General features: G+C 59.5%; 13 protein-coding genes. 5 read left to right on the top strand and 8 right to left on the bottom strand.

The features are described from left to right. Positions 1 to 85 precede the first annotated feature (85 nt). Positions 86 to 592 (top strand): phenolic acid decarboxylase, encoded by a 507-nt coding sequence (locus ACUW6V_RS15850; protein ID WP_004387054.1) that lies wholly within the window; start codon positions 86 to 88, stop codon positions 590 to 592. A gap of 150 nt (positions 593 to 742) precedes the next feature. Further along, positions 743 to 2569 carry a glycoside hydrolase family 15 protein gene (locus tag ACUW6V_RS15845; protein ID WP_454038591.1) on the top strand — a complete coding sequence of 609 codons (1827 nt, stop codon included), beginning with the start codon at positions 743 to 745 and terminating at the stop codon, positions 2567 to 2569. A 53-nt stretch (positions 2570 to 2622) separates the two neighbouring features. Here ACUW6V_RS15845 and ACUW6V_RS15840 read toward each other — a convergent pair whose 3' ends face one another. The 4 genes from ACUW6V_RS15840 to ACUW6V_RS15825 form a co-directional block, all read right to left on the bottom strand. Further along, a complete protein-coding gene (locus ACUW6V_RS15840; protein WP_004387056.1) occupies positions 2623 to 3426 on the bottom strand; it encodes a MetQ/NlpA family ABC transporter substrate-binding protein in 804 nt (267 codons plus the stop codon). Positions 3427 to 3447: 21 nt separating this feature from the next. Further along, a complete protein-coding gene (locus ACUW6V_RS15835; RefSeq protein ID WP_454038590.1) occupies positions 3448 to 4116 on the bottom strand; it encodes a methionine ABC transporter permease in 669 nt (222 codons plus the stop codon). Next, positions 4109 to 5131: a methionine ABC transporter ATP-binding protein gene (locus ACUW6V_RS15830; RefSeq protein ID WP_032989104.1), complete on the bottom strand. Its 1023-nt coding sequence runs from the start codon at positions 5129 to 5131 to the stop codon at positions 4109 to 4111. Before ACUW6V_RS15830 ends, ACUW6V_RS15835 begins: the two co-directional genes overlap by 8 nt. Before the next feature lie 240 nt (positions 5132 to 5371). Then, positions 5372 to 7351 (bottom strand): PhoX family protein, encoded by a 1980-nt coding sequence (locus ACUW6V_RS15825; RefSeq protein WP_454038589.1) that lies wholly within the window; start codon positions 7349 to 7351, stop codon positions 5372 to 5374. 211 nt (positions 7352 to 7562) lie between these two features. Here ACUW6V_RS15825 and ACUW6V_RS15820 point away from each other — a divergent pair, with 211 nt between their 5' ends. Continuing rightward, positions 7563 to 7820 carry a hypothetical protein gene (locus tag ACUW6V_RS15820; protein WP_007700358.1) on the top strand — a complete coding sequence of 86 codons (258 nt, stop codon included), beginning with the start codon at positions 7563 to 7565 and terminating at the stop codon, positions 7818 to 7820. A 51-nt stretch (positions 7821 to 7871) separates the two neighbouring features. Here the strand turns inward: ACUW6V_RS15820 and ACUW6V_RS15815 are convergent, their stop codons facing one another. From ACUW6V_RS15815 to ACUW6V_RS15805, 3 genes are all read right to left on the bottom strand, one after another. Further along, positions 7872 to 9572, bottom strand: a complete 1701-nt coding sequence (locus ACUW6V_RS15815) for an NAD-dependent malic enzyme (protein ID WP_015386970.1) — start codon at positions 9570 to 9572, stop codon at positions 7872 to 7874. Between the two features lie 211 nt (positions 9573 to 9783). Continuing rightward, positions 9784 to 11049: an oligosaccharide MFS transporter gene (locus ACUW6V_RS15810; protein ID WP_012125560.1), complete on the bottom strand. Its 1266-nt coding sequence runs from the start codon at positions 11047 to 11049 to the stop codon at positions 9784 to 9786. A 68-nt stretch (positions 11050 to 11117) separates the two neighbouring features. Next, on the bottom strand, positions 11118 to 14249 hold the full coding sequence (locus tag ACUW6V_RS15805) for a beta-galactosidase (RefSeq protein WP_454038588.1): 3132 nt from the start codon (positions 14247 to 14249) through the stop codon (positions 11118 to 11120). A gap of 246 nt (positions 14250 to 14495) precedes the next feature. Here ACUW6V_RS15805 and ACUW6V_RS15800 point away from each other — a divergent pair, with 246 nt between their 5' ends. Further along, entirely contained in the window at positions 14496 to 15572 is a 1077-nt protein-coding gene (locus ACUW6V_RS15800) for a LacI family DNA-binding transcriptional regulator (RefSeq protein WP_181144672.1), read from the top strand. 3 nt (positions 15573 to 15575) lie between these two features. Here the strand turns inward: ACUW6V_RS15800 and ACUW6V_RS15795 are convergent, their stop codons facing one another. After that, positions 15576 to 16493: an SDR family NAD(P)-dependent oxidoreductase gene (locus ACUW6V_RS15795; protein ID WP_007895807.1), complete on the bottom strand. Its 918-nt coding sequence runs from the start codon at positions 16491 to 16493 to the stop codon at positions 15576 to 15578. Positions 16494 to 16809: 316 nt separating this feature from the next. Between ACUW6V_RS15795 and ACUW6V_RS15790 the strand changes: the two genes are divergently transcribed. Next, complete coding sequence (locus ACUW6V_RS15790; RefSeq protein ID WP_014729503.1) at positions 16810 to 17157, top strand: DUF6404 family protein; 348 nt, start codon at positions 16810 to 16812, stop codon at positions 17155 to 17157. Positions 17158 to 17321: the final 164 nt, after the last annotated feature.

Genomic DNA, 17321 nt, shown 5'->3' with positions numbered 1-17321 from the left:
TTGAATCAATTTTATGCAAAATTAGCGTTATTCATTAAAAAAATAAAGGCCTATGCTGTACCCAACGAAACAAAGGAGGCCAACAATGAGTCACTTCGACAAACACGATTTAAGCGGTTTTGTGGGTAAACATCTGGTCTACACCTACGACAACGGCTGGAACTACGAGCTGTACATTAAAAACGACAACACCATCGACTACCGCATCCACAGCGGCATCGTCGGCAACCGCTGGGTGAAAGATCAGCGCGTTTATATCGTCCGCGTGGGTGAAAACATCTATAAAGTCTCCTGGACCGAACCGACCGGTACCGACGTGAGCCTGATTGCTAACCTCGGCGACCGTCTGTTCCACGGCACCATCTTCTTCCCGCGCTGGGTGATGAACGATCCGAAGAAAACCGTCTGCTTCCAGAACGAGCATATCGAACAGATGGAAGCCTACCGCGAAGCTGGCCCGGCTTACCCGACCGAAGTGATCGACGAATTCGCCACCATCACATTTGTGCGCGACTGCGGTGCCAATGACGAGAGCGTCATCGCCTGCCCGGCAAGCGAACTGCCCGCGGATTTCCCGAACAACCTGCGTTAATCCTGCCCCTTACGGCCTGCCACCCGGCGGGCCGTTTTTTCACCGCCCTTCTCTGGTCAAACTGTGACCGTGCTCTCATGGTCTACGCTTAAGGCACTACCGTTTCGTCGCAGGTGCCCGCGCCTGTTCAGAGAAAGGATTATCCCGCCTGTGAAAAATAAGACCTACCGCTCCCCCGCGCGCGCGAACGGCTACGCGGGCCTTGGCGATTACGCCGTTATCGGCGAAGGCCGCTCGGTGGCGCTTATCGCGCCGGACGGCGCAATCGACTGGTGGTGCGTGCCGAATCTCGATTCGCCGCCGCTGTTTGACCGAATTCTCGACGCGCCCGGGGGCGGCTATTTCGCGCTGACGCCGGAGGAAGCGTGGGAGATGTCGCGCAGCTACCGCGAGAACAGCAACGTGCTGGAGACGCGCTATAAAACCGCCTCCGGCGAAGTGCTGATTACCGAATCCATCAACAGTACGTTCGCAGGCCGCCTGCCCTGGAGCGAGATGGCGCGCCGCGTTGAAGGCATTAAGGGCCATGTGCGTCTGAACGTGGTTTTTAAGCCCGGCACGCGCGCCCGCACCTGTTCGCCGTGGCTGGATCACGTGCAGGAGAAAACGATTTTCCACCTTGACGATTTAATGGTCGCCGTGCGCTGTACGGATGATGTGCAAACCGACTATTGCGACGATACGGGCATGCGCGGCACGCTCACCACCTCGCCCGGCTCACGCTCGCTGATAGCGCTGGTGGCGACCGAAAAGGAGCCGCTGGCGGTGCCGCCGCTTGAAAAAATCGACCAGCGCATCGAAACCAGCGACCACGCCTGGCGCGACTGGGCGGAAAACCTCTGCTGGAACGGCCCGTTTGAGCATCATGTGAAGCGCTCGGCGCTGGCGCTCAAATTCCTCTGGTACGCGCCGACCGGTGCGCTGGCGGCGTCCGCCACCACGTCACTGCCGGAGGGCATCGGCAAAGAGAAAAATTACGACTACCGCTACGCGTGGGTGCGCGACGCCTGCCTGATTATCAAATCGTTTGTCTATCTGGGGTCGCTTGAAGATTGTAAGGCGGCGTTTTCCTGGCTTACCTCGACGATTATCCGCCACGACGGCCACCTGCGCGCCTGCTATACGCTGGAAGGCGGGCTGGTGCCGGAGGAGCGCTACCCGCAGCTCGAAGGTTACCAGGGTACGCAGCCGGTGCGGGTTGGCAATAACGCGCGCGATCAGTTTCAGCCGAGCATGTATGGCGATCTGCTCGGCACCGCGCGGCTGTTCGTTGAGATGGGGCACGTGCTCGATCTCGCCACCTCGCGCCTGCTCGGCCATCTGGCGAACCGCTGCGCCGATCGCTGGCGGCTGCCCGATTCCGGCATCTGGGAGTTGCCCGAGGAGCGTCACTATACGCACTCGAAAATGGCCTGCTGGCTGGCGCTCGATCAGGCCGTGGCGCTGGCGGATATCGGCCATATCGAGCCAACATGGAAAGGCCGCTGGGCGCGCGAGCGTGACCGCATCAGCGAGTGGATTGAAACCCACTGCTGGAGCGAAAGCCGCCAGGCGTACACCTTCTACGCGGGCAGCGAGACGCTCGACGCCGCCATCAGCCTCACCCACTATTACGGCAGCAAAATTAACCGCAAGCGGATGCTATCCACACTTGAGGCGATCTATCAGGAACTCGGCCATAACAGCCCGATGCTCTACCGCTATTCGGGCGTCGAGGTGGAAGAGAGCACCTTTGTAGCCTGCGCCTTCTGGCGCGTCGAGGCGCTGGCGGAGCTGAAAAAGCGCGACCAGGCGCAGGAGGAGATGAAAGAGATTCTTGATACCCTGTGTCAGAGCGGCAACGTGCAGATCTTTAACGAGATGTACGACACCCGCACCGGCGGCTGGCGCGGCAACATGCCGCTCGGCTTAAGCCATCTGTCGCTTATCTGCGCCGCCAACGCGCTGGCCTGCGACAATCCGGGGCACAGGATTTAAGCCCATCAATAATAAAAAAGGGAGCCGAAGCTCCCTTTTTTATTTATAGCCTGTCAGTTATTCACCGGAATAACCGCGCCTTTATATTTGGTGCGGATCCAGTCCTGAATCTGTTTGGAGTGCAGCACGTTCACCAGCGCCACGATATCTTTTTTCTTCTCGTCGCCTTTATGCACCGTGATGATGTTGGCGTACGGGTTGTTCTCGCCGCTTTCCACCGCGATCGGATCTTTCACCGGGTCGAGGCCCGCGTCGATGGCGTAGTTGGCGTTAATCACCACCGCGTCGCCTTCGTCGTTGTTATACATCTGCGGCAGCAGAGAACCTTCCACGTTCGGCAGGAAGTTGAGCTTTTTCGGGTTCTCGACGATATCGCTGATGCGCGCGTCCACTTTGTTCACGCCCGGCTTCAGCTTGATGACGCCTTCACGCTCGAAAATAGAGAGGATACGGCCCTCTTCCGCCACGGCGTCACGCATAATGACTTTGCCGCCTTCAGGCAGATCTTTCAGGGATTTGTATTTTTTGGAGTAGATGCCGATAGGCTCGATGTGAATCGCGCCCGCGCTCACGAAATCATAGGTTTTATCGTCGGCGTGATCTTTCAGCACGCTGTTCAGATACGGGATGTGCTGGAAATAGTTCGCGTCGATGTCGCGGCTCGCCAGCGCCGTGTTCGGCAGGATGTAATCCTGGAACGGGCGGATTTCCAGATCGATGCCCTGCTTAGCCAGAATCGGCTTCGCCTGCTCCAGAATTTCCGCGTGCGGCACGTTGGACGCGCCCACGGTCAGGGTGTCGGCCCAGGCGGAAACGCTCAGGGTGGCGGCGGCAATCAGCGTCAGTACTCTTTTCATGATGTGTGTTCTCTGTTGTTGTTAGCGTTTATCTAAATAAGAGGTTAAGGCGTCACCGATGAACTGAATGATGAAGACGATCACCAGTATCGCGATCGTCGCCACCAGCGTGACGTCGTTATGGTTACGCTGGAATCCTTCCAGATAAGCGAGATTTCCAAGCCCGCCTGCGCCAATCACCCCGGCCATCGCGCTGTAGCTCACCAGCGCAATCAGGGTGACGGTAATTCCCGACACCAGCGCCGGGGACGATTCCGGCAGCAGTACGCGGAAAATCAGCGTGCTCATGCGCGCGCCCATTGAGCGGGTGGCTTCAATCACGCCTTTATCGACTTCGCGCAGGCCAATCTCCACCAGACGCGCGTAGAACGGCGCGGCCCCGACAATCAGCGCCGGCAGCGCGGCGTTCGCGCCGAGAATGGTGCCGATAATCGTTTTGGTAAACGGGATCAGCAGCACTATCAAAATGATGAACGGGATGGAACGGAACACGTTCACCACGATGGAGATAACGCCATAGACCAGGCGGTTTTCAAACAGCCCGCCGCGCGCCGTTAAGAACAGCGCCAGCCCCAGCACAATGCCGAGCACAAAGGTGGCGACGCCCGAGAGCGCGGTCATGTAGAGCGTCTCCTGGGTGGCGGCCAGGAGCTGATCAATCTTCAGATGGGGAAACAGGGACTCAAGCATGTTTGATAACCTCGCAGTGGATCTCATGCAGGCGTAAATCGGCGAGGATATTCTCAAGCTGTTCCGGCGTCGCCACCACATGCAGCCAGAGCTGGCCAAACACGCCGTGGGCGGTCTGGGTCATTTTGCCGTGCAGAATATTAAAAGGCAGACCGTAGCGCAGCGTCAGCTCGCCTACGACCGGCTGGTGCGTGCTGTGCCCGACAAACGTCAGTTTGATCACCGCGCCGTTAAGCTCGCCCGCAAGCGTCGGGTCGAACGCGTCGTCGGCCCCTTCCTGGCTAATCTGGCGCACAAACTGGCGCGTAATCGGCTGCTGCGGATGGGTGAAGACCTGCAACACGTCGCCCTCTTCCACCACGCGGCCGTTTTCCATCACCGCCACGCGATCGCAAATCTTGCGCACCACATGCATCTCATGGGTGATCAGCACAATAGTGAGCCCGAAGCGGCGGTTAATGTCCTGGAGCAGATCGAGGATTTGATCGGTGGTTTGCGGGTCGAGCGCCGAGGTAGCTTCGTCGCACAGCAACACATCCGGACGGTTGGCGAGCGCGCGGGCGATGCCGACGCGCTGTTTCTGCCCGCCGGACAGGCGCGACGGATAAGCGTTTTCGCGGCCCTTCAGCCCGACCAGATCGATAAGCTCCGCCACACGGGTTTTGATTTCCGCTTTCGGCACGCCCGCGATTTGCATCGAAAAGGCGATATTTTCGCTGACGGTGCGCGACCAGAGCAGATTGAAGTGCTGGAACACCATGCTGATTTTCAGGCGCGCCTGACGCAGCGATTCGCCGCGCGCGGCGGAAATCTCTTTACCCGCCACGGTCACAGTGCCGGACGTCGGTTTTTCGAGGCCGTTTAACAGGCGAATCAGGGTGCTTTTCCCCGCGCCGCTATAGCCGATGATGCCGTAGATTTGTCCCCGCTCGACTTCCAGGTTGACGTCATCTACCGCCGTAATGGTGTCCTTACCCTGATGAAACAGCTTCGAGATGTTCCTTAAAACTATCATAAGGTTTTACTTTCCTTCAGCGGCGCGCGAGGCGCAGGCTTTCTGACTTTCAGGCTTATCCTGGAGGAATATACCGAAAGGCCTGAATGTAAACATGAATAAAAGAGAATGTTATATAACAGATGATTCTAAACCGCACCACAAAGCTGTGAAGGAAGTCAGCGCGCGGCCTGACGGGGCTTTCTAATAAAAAAACGCAGGCTAACCGCGCCTGCGTTTTTAATGGCTGTGAAACTGAAATCAGGTGCCGATCATGCCGCCATCGGCTTTCACGATAACGACGGTCGAGGAGCGCGGACGGCCGGCTTTATCGCCGTCGGGCCAGCTTGACACCGCCGTCGGATGCTGCGGATCGCTCAGCCCTTCGCCCGGCTCGCCAGGGTGCTGGATGTTAATAAACAGCGTCCGGTTATCCGGCGTGAACGCGATGCCGGTAATTTCGCAGCCGCGCGGGCCGGTCAGGAAGCGGCGAAACTCGTTAGTGCCGGGGATCGTCGCCACCATCTGGTTGTTGCCCATGCCTTCGTAATCTTTACGGTTGATGGTCGATGACGACACATCGGTCTGGATCCACAGCACGCCGCGATGATCGAAGCTCAGGCCGTCGGCGCTGCCGAATTCCGCGCCTTTCATGCTGCCTTTGGCTTCCGGTTTGTCGGTATCGGTGCGACCGCCCATCACCAGAATATCCCAGGCGAACTGCAGCGCGGTCGGATCGCCGTTCTGCTCCAGCCAGTGCATGATGTGGCCGTAAACGTTTTTGGCGCGCGGGTTGGCCGCATCCACCGGCGCTTTGCCTTCCTTGCCGCGATCGCTGTTGTTGGTGAGCGTGCAGTAAACGCTGCCGGTGTGGTACGGATCGACCGCAATCCACTCCGGGCGGTCCATTTTGGTGGCACCCACGGCGTCTGCCGCCAGACGGGTTTTAATCAGCAGGTCGCCCTGGTTCTCAAAGCCTTTGCTGGCGTCGAGCCCGTTCTGGCCGAACACCAGCGGCAGCCACTCGCCTTTGCCGTCGTCGTTAAATTTCGCCACATACAGCGTGCCTTTCTCCAGCAAGTGCATGTTAGCTTTGCGATCCTGCGGGTTGAATTTGCCTTCCGAGATAAATTTATAGATGTATTCGAATTTCTGGTCATCGCCCATATAAACGACAACGCGGTTATCCGGCGCGAGCGTCACCGCCGCGCCTTCGTGCTTGATGCGGCCAAGCGCGGTGTGCTTGCGCGGCACCGAATGCGGATCGTATGGGTCGATTTCCACCACCCAGCCGAAGCGGTTCGGCTCGTTCGGCGTGGCGTCGACACTGAAGCGCTTATCCACTTCGTTCCAGCGGTAGGAGTCGTCGCTGTCGCTGATGCCGTAGCGTTTTTCCAGCGGGTTCATCTCCGCTTCCTTCACGAAAATATCGGACCAGTTCTCTTCGCACGTCAGGTAGGTGCCCCACGGCGTAAAGCCGTTGGCGCAGTTCTGCATGGTGCCGAGAATGGTTTCGCCTTTCGGATCGTCAGCCGTTTGCATCAGCGGGTTGTGCAGCGCCGGGCCGGTGATTTTCATCGGCGTGTTAACGGTGATGCGGCGCGCGAAAGAGGACGGGCGCACCACTTCCCAGCCCTGGGCCGCTTTTTTCACTTCAATGACCGACACGCCCATCGCGTTCTGGCCTTTCAGCGCTTTGTCGGCGCTCCAGTTGGCGTCGCCATCCTTAAACAGCAGACCGTTATCGATGTATTCATGGTTCATGGCGAGCAGGCCGTGATCGGCGCTGTGCCCGCCCTGCGGCAGGCTAAACCACGCCATGCCGTCGTGGTGCATCCCGGCCTGCGCCGCCTGTTCTTCCGTGGTGTTGCTGCCGTCGGTTTTAAAAACCGGCAGATTCCCGGCAAGCCCGGTGGCGTCGCCCCATTTGTAGAAGGGTTTCGCGATGTAGCCTTCCGGCACGATAACGGTATCTTCCGTGGAAACCGGCAGACTGGTGAAACCGAGCGCCGTGGCTTTGCCGAGATTGCCGCTCGCGTTCGAGACCGCTTTCGCGAGCGCGTTTTCCGGTTTCAGCAGAAACGGGAACGCTGCCGCGGCACCGGCGACCGCGCCTGCCTGTAACAGGCGGCGGCGCGACAAATAGACTTCCGCGACCTGCGAAAACGCGCGGTTATCGCTCGGGTTGCTGATCTCTTCACTATGCTCACGTTTGAATAAGGTTTTTAACGGTCTGCCCATTGCGGTTTCCTTTCGAAAAATCGATTTCAAGGGGAATCATTTTTATGCACGTGAGGCTACGGAAAGTGTGTTACAGAAATATAACAATTGTCATAAAAAACCGGCGATAAAATCACCTGTTGTCGGGCACGGTTTCAGGTATGATGCGAGGCCAGACCCCGCGGCGACAGGCGTCGTCGGGGTTGTCCTTTATTCAGAACCGAGCGCGTCAATGAGAGTCACCCCGGCCAACACCCTTGAATCCATTATCTTTTGCCTGCTGTTTATTTTTTTCTTTCTGAATATCCCGCCGGTGCTTTTCGCGCTGCTGCATACCGCCGAGCTACGCGACGTCGCCGCCGTGGTGAACGTGGTGCCATTCCTGGATGACTTTAACGCCTATTTTATTGAGCTGGCGGTGGTGTCGGTTATCTGTTCGCTGATAACGACCGTGGCGGGCAGAGCGCTGTGGGCGCGCTGGGGCAGATGAAACAAACGGCGGGAAAAGACGCTGGCGCAGGCGCGCCAGCGTGAAGCCGCATCAGATAGAGGTGCGGCGGTAGCTGCGGTATTCCGGCAGCCAGAAGTTTTCCTCAATGGCCTGTAACAGCGCCTCGGCGGAGGTTTTCACCGCCACACCCTGCTGCTGCGCCATTTTACCTACCGCGAACGCGATATCCTTCGACACCTGCTGAATATCCGTCAGCGGCGGCAGCACCAGACCGCTGCCGGTATTGACCAGCGGCGAATGCGAGGCCAGCGCTTCACTCGCCGCCATCATCATTTCATCGGTCACGCGCAGCGCGCCGGACGAAATAATCCCAAGCCCGATGCCGGGGAAGATATAGGCGTTGTTGCACTGCGCAATCGGGTAGGTTTTCTCTTTCACCGTCACCGGCTGGAACGGGCTGCCCGTCGCCACCAGCGCCGCGCCGTCGGTCCAGTTCAGGATGTCGTGCGGCGTCGCCTCGACGCGTGAGGTCGGGTTAGAGAGCGGCATAACAATCGGGCGCGCGCAGTGCTTGTGCATCTCGCGGATGATCTCTTCGGTGAAAAGCCCGGTCTGGCCGGAGACGCCGATGAGAATGTCCGGTTTGGCGTTGCGCACCACATCCAGCAGCGAGATCGAATCGCTCTGCGTATCCCAGCCCTGCAGGCTGTCGCGTTTTTGCACCAGCTTCGACTGGAACGACAGCAGGTTTGGCATGTTGTCGGTCAGCAGGCCGAAACGGTCGACCATAAAGACACGGGCGCGCGCCTGCTCGTCGCTTAAGCCGCCTTCCGTGCGCATCCACGCGATGATCTGCTCGGCGATGCCGCACCCGGCGGAGCCTGCGCCGAGGAAGACGATTTTCTGCTCGCTGAGCTGGCTGCCCGCCGCGCGGCTCGCGGCAATCAGCGTGCCGAGCGTCACCGCCGCGGTGCCCTGAATATCATCGTTAAAGCAGCAGATCTCGTCGCGATAGCGCTCAAGCAGCGGCATCGCGTTTTTCTGCGCGAAATCTTCAAACTGCAACAGCACGTTCGGCCAGCGCTGTTTCACCGCCTGGATAAAGTCATCAACGAAGGCGTAATACTCGTCGTCGGTAATACGCGGGTGACGCCAGCCCATATAGAGCGGGTCGTTCAGCAACTGCTGATTGTTGGTGCCGACATCCAGCACGATAGGCAGCGTATACGCCGGGCTGATGCCGCCGCAGGCGGTGTAGAGCGAGAGCTTGCCGATAGGAATGCCCATGCCGCCGATGCCCTGGTCGCCGAGGCCGAGAATACGCTCGCCGTCCGTCACCACGATCACTTTGATGTTATGGATTGGCACGTTCTGCAGGATGTCGTCCATGTTGTGGCGATTCGGCCAGGAGATGAACACCCCGCGGGCGCGGCGGTAAATTTCGGAAAAACGTTCGCAGGCCGAGCCCACCGTCGGGGTGTAGATGATGGGCATCATCACCTCAAGATGGTTTTCCAGCAGGCGGTAAAACAGGGTTTCGTTGGTGTCCTGGATGTTGCGCAGGTAAATGTGTTTATCAATATCCGTTTTGAAATCTTCAAACTGTCGCCACGCGCGCTCCGCCTGCTCTTCAATGGTTTCCACCACTTCCGGCAACAGCCCCAGCAGGTTGAAGTTGCTGCGCTCCTCCATGCTGAAGGCGCTGCCCTTGTTCAGCAGCGGGAACTCCAGCAGAACGGGGCCGGCGTAGGGAATGTAAAGCGAACGGTTTTTTTTGTGTTTGATTTCCATCTGTCTCACTCTTTTTTGCGCGGCAGAAGCCTCACCATTGGCTTTCTGGGGGCCGCGTCGGAACGGGCGGATTACCATAGCGGCACATAGTGTATAAGAAAGCGGCCCGGCACTCTTCCCTTAATGGACAGATTTGTCGCATCAATACCATGCAATTTATTCATCATGAAGAATTTAGGGGAGACGCGCTCCCCCGTGAACGGTGTGGCCGTCAGGCCAGCGAAGAATCGGGCGACTTCTCAAGCGCCGGGCGCGGTCGGCCCTGGAGCGTAAAGAACGAGATAACGGTAAAGCCAAGCGTAATCAACCCAAGCACCAGATAGGTCTGCTGGAAGCCCACGGTGTCATACATCCGTCCCGCCCAGGTGGAGAGCACGACGCCGGAGAGCTGTTTGGAGAGGTTAAAGCCCACCAGAAACAGCGTGGCGGAAAGGCGTGGATCAAAAACGGCGGAAATGTATTTAAACGTGCCCACCAGCAGGAACGGCAGCTCAAACATATGCAGCGTTTTGAGGATGATCACCTGCCAGTCGGCGGTGGCGAATGACGAGCCGATAATGCGCATCGACATAATCGCGCCCGCGATAAGCAGCGCGTTTTTGCTGCCGATGCGGTTGATGATAAACGGCGTGAAGAACATCACGGTGGCGTTAAGCAGCTCGCCGCCGGTGGTAACGAAGCCGAAAATCTGGGTGCCGCGCTCGGGGCTTGAGAAGAAGCCTTTAAAGAAGTTGGCGAACTGCTGGTCAAAGACGTCATACACGCTCGCCACGCCCACCACGTAGATGATAAACGCCCAGAAGCTGCGCATTCTGAACAGCTCGCTAACGAGCTTCATCGAGAACGCCTGGCTGGTCTCCTTCGTGCCGGAGATCAGGTTGCCGCTCTCCCCCGCCGGACGCGAGAACCACAGCACGCCCGCCAGGATCAGCGCGCACGCCGACGCCACCCAGAAGATAATATTGGGGTTCACGCCAAACAGCATGCCGGTCATCGAGGCGCACAGCGCCCAGCCCACGCAGCCGGAGACGCGCACTTTGCCATATTCAAAATTATTGGCGCGGCTGACGCGCTCAATGTACGCCTCCACCGCGCCGGAGCCGCTTGAGAAGACAATCCCGAGATAGCAGCCGCCGACAAACGCCCCAACCCAGATGTTAAACGCCAGCAGCGGTTTGAGCACAAAGATAAAAAACGGCGCGAACAGTACCAGCAGGCCGGTTATCGTCCACAGCAGGTGTTTGCGCAGCCCGAGCTTGTCGGAGATGAGACCAAACACCGGCTGAAAGATAATCGCGAACAGCGAAATACACGAGAAGACAATGCCGGTATCCGTTTTACTGAGATGCGCGACATCCGCCAGCCACACCGGGAAAAACGGAAAGTAGGCCGACATAATGAAGTAGTAGAAAAAGAAGAACAGCAAAAAGAATATGAAGTTCTGTTTTTCAACCGGGGTCAGGGCAGGCTTATTCATCTTTCACCTTCTGTGTGGAGGTTGTTTTTGTTGTTAACGCCGGGGCGCGCCCCGGCGGTCGCGCCCTGTCAGCCTTGCCGTCTGCGCAGGGTAAAGCGGTAGCGGTATTCCCGCGCGGTCAGCAGATATTCCGGGTGCACGCTCGGTGTCCAGGAGTCATCGCCGCCGACGCCCATATGGAAGCCGTCAATCGTCAGCCAGATACCCACCTCCGGCTGCAATTTATGCCAGTGGCTGGTTTCCATCAGCTGACGCGTGCCGTAAGGGCTTAGCGAGAAATGAAACTCGCCCTCGGCCTGCCAGCCGTTCCAGTTAAGCTCGCGGGTGTTGCAACGCAGGCCGTTTTCGCCGGGGAAAATATACGGCGTGGTGAGCTCTGAAAGCGGCAGCGTCCAGCGCGAGAAGCACGCGCTGCTCAGTCGGTCCGGGTAATTTTCATGCGGGCCGAGGCCGAGCCAGCTTGCCGTCTCTTCGCCGCCGCGTAACTGGCAGACGACACCCACGCGCGGCAGCGGCGGCAGTGCGGCGCTGCGCGCGATGTTGATATCGCAGTGCAGCGCGCCCTGGTTATCCACCACCATGCGCCAGCGGCTGAGAATAGCCGGGCCGTCCGCCACGCCTTTTACGAAGTACGCGTGCTGCGCGACGATCTCCACGCCGTCGCGGGTGGTCTGGGCGTCGCAGGCCAGGCAGCGGTGTTCGGTGTTATACAGCCCGGCGGCTTTCCAGCGCTCCACCCAGGCGTTCGGATCGATGCGTTCCACTTCGCTGACGCCGATATCGTTATCGATCGGCGCGCGGATGAACTGATCGGCAAGCGGCGTCATGATCTGATCCACGCCGTCGTCGCTCCACTGCGTCAGTTGACCGCTGGCGCGGCTCACGTGCCAGGTCTGACGCCCGTGGCGAATGACAAATTCCGCGTCGGTGATCTCAAGCTGCGGCGCGTCGCCTGCCGCAACCGGCTCCGGCAGCGCGAGCGGTGCGGCGAGCGGCCATTGCGCCCAGGCGCTGAGATGCCCTTCGGGCGACCACGGCGTCGCCTGCGGCTGTTCGACGCGCACATGCAGCCAGATTTCCTCGTCGCCCGCGCGGGCGCTAAAGCCCGTGTCGCTGAGCGTCAGCACGCGGGATGCCTGCGGGCCGAGCTCCAGCGTCAGTTCTCCGCTCAGGCGCGTCTCGCCGCGCACCTCGATGCTCCACAGCAGGCGCTCGTTGTCGCTCTCGCGGAACAGGTATTCGCTGGTCACCTCGATTTGCAGCGGGTTTTCACTCACCAGACGGAACTGGAAGAACTGCTGCTGATGCTTCGCCTCAAAGAGCGCCGGGTGCGGCGTGCGATCCGGGAAGACCAGCCCGTTCATGCAGAACTGGCGGTCGTTCGGCGTGTCGCCGAAATCGCCGCCGTAGGCCCACCAGCGGCTGCCGTCAGGCTCGATGCGCGTAATGGCCTGGTCGGCCCAGTCCCAGATAAAACCGCCCTGCAGGCGCGGATACTGGCGGAACGCGGCCCAGTAATCGGCAAAATTCCCGAGGCTGTTGCCCATCGCGTGCGCGTATTCGCAGAGGATCAGCGGGCGGGTTTCGCCAGGCATTGAAATCCACTTTTTGATCGACCATTTCGGCACCGCAGGAATCAGCTGGTCGGTCTCTACGCGCGCGTACATCGGGCAGATGATGTCGGTCGCGCGGGTATCTGCCCCGCCGCCTTCATACTGCACCGGGCGCGTCGGGTCCTGATGCTTGATCCAGTTATAGAGCGCGGTGTGGTTCGCGCCGTTGCCAGACTCATTGCCGAGCGACCAGATAATAATGCTCGGGTGGTTACGGTTGCATTTCACCATGCGCGTGACGCGCTCGCTGTACGCGCCAAGCCACACCGGATCGTCCGAAAGACGGCTCATCGGCTCCATGCCGTGGGTTTCGATATTGGCTTCGTCCACCACGTACAGCCCGTAGCGGCTGCACAGTTCATACCAGCGCGGCTGGTTGGGGTAGTGCGAACAGCGCACGGCGTTGAAGTTGTTCTGCTTCATCAGCAGGATGTCCTGCACCATCGCCGCCTCGTCCACCGCCTGGCCTTTTTCCGGGTGATGCTCGTGACGGTTAACGCCGCGGATCAGCAGCGGCTGGCCGTTGAGCGTCAGCAGGCCGTTGTTGATTTCCACGCGACGAAAGCCGACGTCGTGCGCCTCAGAGACCAGCGGCATGCCGTCGGCGTCCAGCAGCGTCACCACCGCGCGGTACAGGTGCGGCGCTTCGGCGCTCCACAGCAGCGGGTTGTCAACGTCAAGCGAGAGCGTGACGCGTTCGGCGTAGTTGCCACGCTCATCAATCGGGGCGGAGCCGAGCGGCAACGTCTGGCTCGCGATTTCGTTTTCGCCGTGCCACAGCGCGAGAGTGACGCTAAGCCCGCGCGCGGCGGGCGTCACTTCCACCTCGCTGAACAGCGTGGCGTGACGCAGCGACGGCGCAAGCTCAGTATGCACGCGCACATCGGCCAGCGCCTGCTCCGGGAGATGCAGCAGGCTGACCGGGCGGAAAATGCCGCTCATGCGCCACATATCCTGATCTTCCAGATAAGTGCCGTCCGACCAGCGCAGCACCAGCACGCACAGGCGGTTGCGGCCCGCGTGCAGCACGCCGGTAAGATCGAACTCCGCCGGCAGGCGGCTGTCCTGCGAATAGCCCACCCACTGACCGTTACACCAGAGATAAAACGCCGAATTCACGCCGCCGAAGACAATGCGCGTGCGGCCCGTCTCCAGCCACGCCTGCGGCACCTCGATATCGCGCGAATAGCAGCCGGTCGGGTTGTCGTCCGGCACAAACGGCGGATTCACCGGGATCGGGTAGCGCACATTGGTGTAGATCGGCGTGTCGTAGCCTTCCATCTGCCAGTTTGACGGCACCGGCGTGGCGCGGGCGTCGCTGAGATCCGCCGCCAGCCAGACTTCAGGCACCTGGTGAGGGCTGGTGAAAAAGCTGAACTGCCATTCGCCGTCGAGCGACAGCACGGCGTCGGATGGCTCTCCCCGGCGCGCCTGATCGGCGTCGCGCCAGCCGTGCAGCGGCGTATGGGACGGCAGACGGTTAACGCTGGTGATCGCCGGGTTTTGCCAGTCATTGCGGGCAAGGATCGTCGCCAGCGGGCGCGTCTGAAGTTCGTTAAAAGCGGTCGTGGTGGGGTTTTCTGTCATGATGGTTCCCTGGAAACAATAAAAATGTCGTGCGCTAACATAAAGGATCAGCATGGCGGGAAACCGGACAGATCGCGAATAGCGGCGTTGCAGAATGCGATCCTGGATCACATCATGACGCAGGTAGGATCGTGAATTGCGATCTGCGTCACAGCAGCGATGTTAGCGCACGACATTACGCGCCAGAAATTGACTTTATCGCGCGCCATCGCCGATGATTCAGGCTACACAGGCAGAGGAATGGCGATGAAAAAACGACTCAGCACGCTGGATGACGTGGCGCAGAAAGCCGGGGTGTCGCACCAGACTGTGTCGCGCGTGCTTAATAAGCCAGAGATGGTTTCGCCCGCGACGCGCCAGCGGGTGCTGGAGGCGATGGACGCCTTACAGTTTGTGCCAAACCGCAGCGCGCAGCTGCTGGCCGGGAAAGCCACCCGCACGCTCGGGTTTATCACCGTTTCTCTGGCGCTGCATGCGCCCTCGCAGATTGCCGCCGCCATTAAAAGCCACGCCGCGCGGGCGGACTACAGCGTGGTGATCGCCACGCTGGAAACCGGCACGCTGGCGGAGTTGCAGCGCTCGCTCAATGAAATGCGCGCGCAGAAAGTGGATGGCGTCATTATCAACCTGCCGCTCGGGGCGGAAGCGGCCGCAAGCCTCGTTAACGACAACAGCGATCTGCTGTGCCTGTTTCTCGACGTGCCCGCCGACAGCGACGTCTTTCACGTAAGCTTTGACCCGCGCGACGGCTCGCGCCAGAGCGTGGAGTTTCTGCTGAACGGCGGGCATCAGCGCATCGCGCTGCTCGCGGGGCCCGAACACTCTGTGGCGTCCGGCATGCGTCTCGCCTGCTGGCAGGAGGTGCTGGACGCGCACGGGCTGGCCCCCTGCGCGGTATTACACGGCGACTGGAGTTCGAAAGACGCCTGGCAGCAGACGCTGAGCCTGTTCCGCACCCGGCGCGATATCACGGCGCTGGTGGTGGCGAACGATCAGATGGCGTTCGGCGCCATGAGCGCGCTGGATGAGCTGGGCCTGCGCGTGCCGCAGGATGTCTCGGTGATTGGCTATGACGACACGCCGGACAGCGCCTATTTCATTCCGCCGCTTACCACCGTCGAGCAGGATTTCAACCGGCTGGGCGCGCAGGCGGTGAGCCGCATGGTGGCGCGCCTCACGGGACACGGCGAGAGCGGCTCCACCCTGCTGCCGACCCGCTTTATCGAACGCCGCTCTACCGCGCCGCTGGGCGACCGCAACGCCTCTCGCGAACGGCTGCTCGATGAGATGGCGCGCCTGGTGAAAGCCCTGCGCGAGTGCTGAGCCTCAGCGCGCTTTATCTTCCTGCTTCATTCGCGCGCGGATGCCGCCGTCAATGGTGGTGGTGTCCGCCATCGGCGTATAGATTGCGCCGGTCGTCGGGGCCAGCGGCTGCGCTTTTTCCACCGAGCGGTTAATCACTTTCGCGGAGAGTTTTTCCGTCATATCCGGGAACAGATGGTGCGATAAATTCGACGAGCGCGCCTTCCAGCCCACCGGGATCTCCTCTTGCGGTTTAAAGCAGGCTTTGACCATCGCGTCGATGACTTTCTCCGGCGAATCCATCGCGGCCATGCGCGGCGCGTGGCCGGTATAGTTGGCGGCGTGCGTCCACCACGGGGTATCCACCGCCCACGGCATGATGGTCGCCACTTTGATGTCGTGGTAATCGTTAAGCCGCAGCTCTTCGTTAATGGTGCGACCGAGGCTCAGCACGGCGGCTTTGGTGGCGGCGTAGCTCGACTGAAACGCCAGCGGCACTTCGCTGTCCACCGAGCCGGTGTTAATCAGCACGCCGAAGCCCTGGGCGATAAAATGTTTCATCGCCACGTGCGCGCCGTAAATCACGCCTTTCAGATTCACATCCACCAGCCGCTCATGATCGGCTATCGGGATCTCCCAGAACCAGCCGAGCGCCCCGATACCGACGTTATTGATCCAGACGTTAATCGGCCCGAAGCGCGCAATCGCCGCCTGCGCCAGGCGCTCCACCTGATCCGGCTGGCTGACGTCTGTCTCTACCGCCAGCGCGTGGCCGTTGTCAGCGTTAATCTCCTGCGCCAGCGCCTCCAGCGCCTCACCCCGACGCGCCGCCAGCACGACGTTCGCGCCGCGCTTAGCGAGCGCCAGCGCAGCCCCGCGACCAAAACCGCTCGACGCCCCGGTGATAACGATAGTGGTGTTGATCATTCGTTCTTCAGACATAGCGGCCCCTCTTTTTATCAGCAGATTGCCGCGCCGCTTCAGGCCCGAAGGGCGGCGCGGCCCAGCTTTCAGTCTGGACCGGGATGCGCAGAACGCAAAAAGATGGCTTTTATTCGCCAGCTGATCCTGAACTTAAAACCGGTTCGTTTGAGGGGAGACGGGTATTAGGGATTTGGTATGGGCGTGGGCGGAATTAAACAGTATCTTTTGAGTTATGATACCAGGTGAAGTCAGCGCGGTTCAGCCCAGATGTGAATGCAAGCAATCACAATACAAATTGTACAAACAGATAAAGCGTCATTCAGGGAGAACAAAGATGAGTTTTGAGCGAAAAAAGGAACGTGCACTTACCATGATGGAAAGTAAAAACATGTGGCGCAGCAACTATGCCCCTCCTCTGTTGCGTCTGTTATGGAAGTCAGGATTAAAAATCCCTCCCTTACCTTTCGCGTCGTTCTGGCAAGTAACATTAATTATGGGATTCGGGTTTAGCCTTGTATGGGGGCTCGTTATGTGGTTTTTCACATGGCAAGCAATGGGCGTCCAACCTTCCTCGGCGATATTAAGGAGCCTCGCAGGTGGGCTTCTGTTCGGCATAATCATGGCAGCGTTTCATAGCTGGCGTAAAAAGGCCAATAATTTGCCTGACTGGAAAGACCTGTAAATGGCCTGCGAACGGCTCTGTATCGCTTACAGCCCGGTCATGCTAAAAGCGCCTTATGCCAAATGGGCGTTATCACATTCGCACCTGTCTTAGTGAGACTGTTTCACGCGGTTAATCAATGATGGCTGGCTTAGCCGTGACGTGTGGCCTGAAAGAAACCTCTT

Source organism: Cronobacter sp. 153480017-3 (genome assembly GCF_053627815.1).
This window is presented reverse-complemented; position numbering and strand designations above follow the sequence as displayed.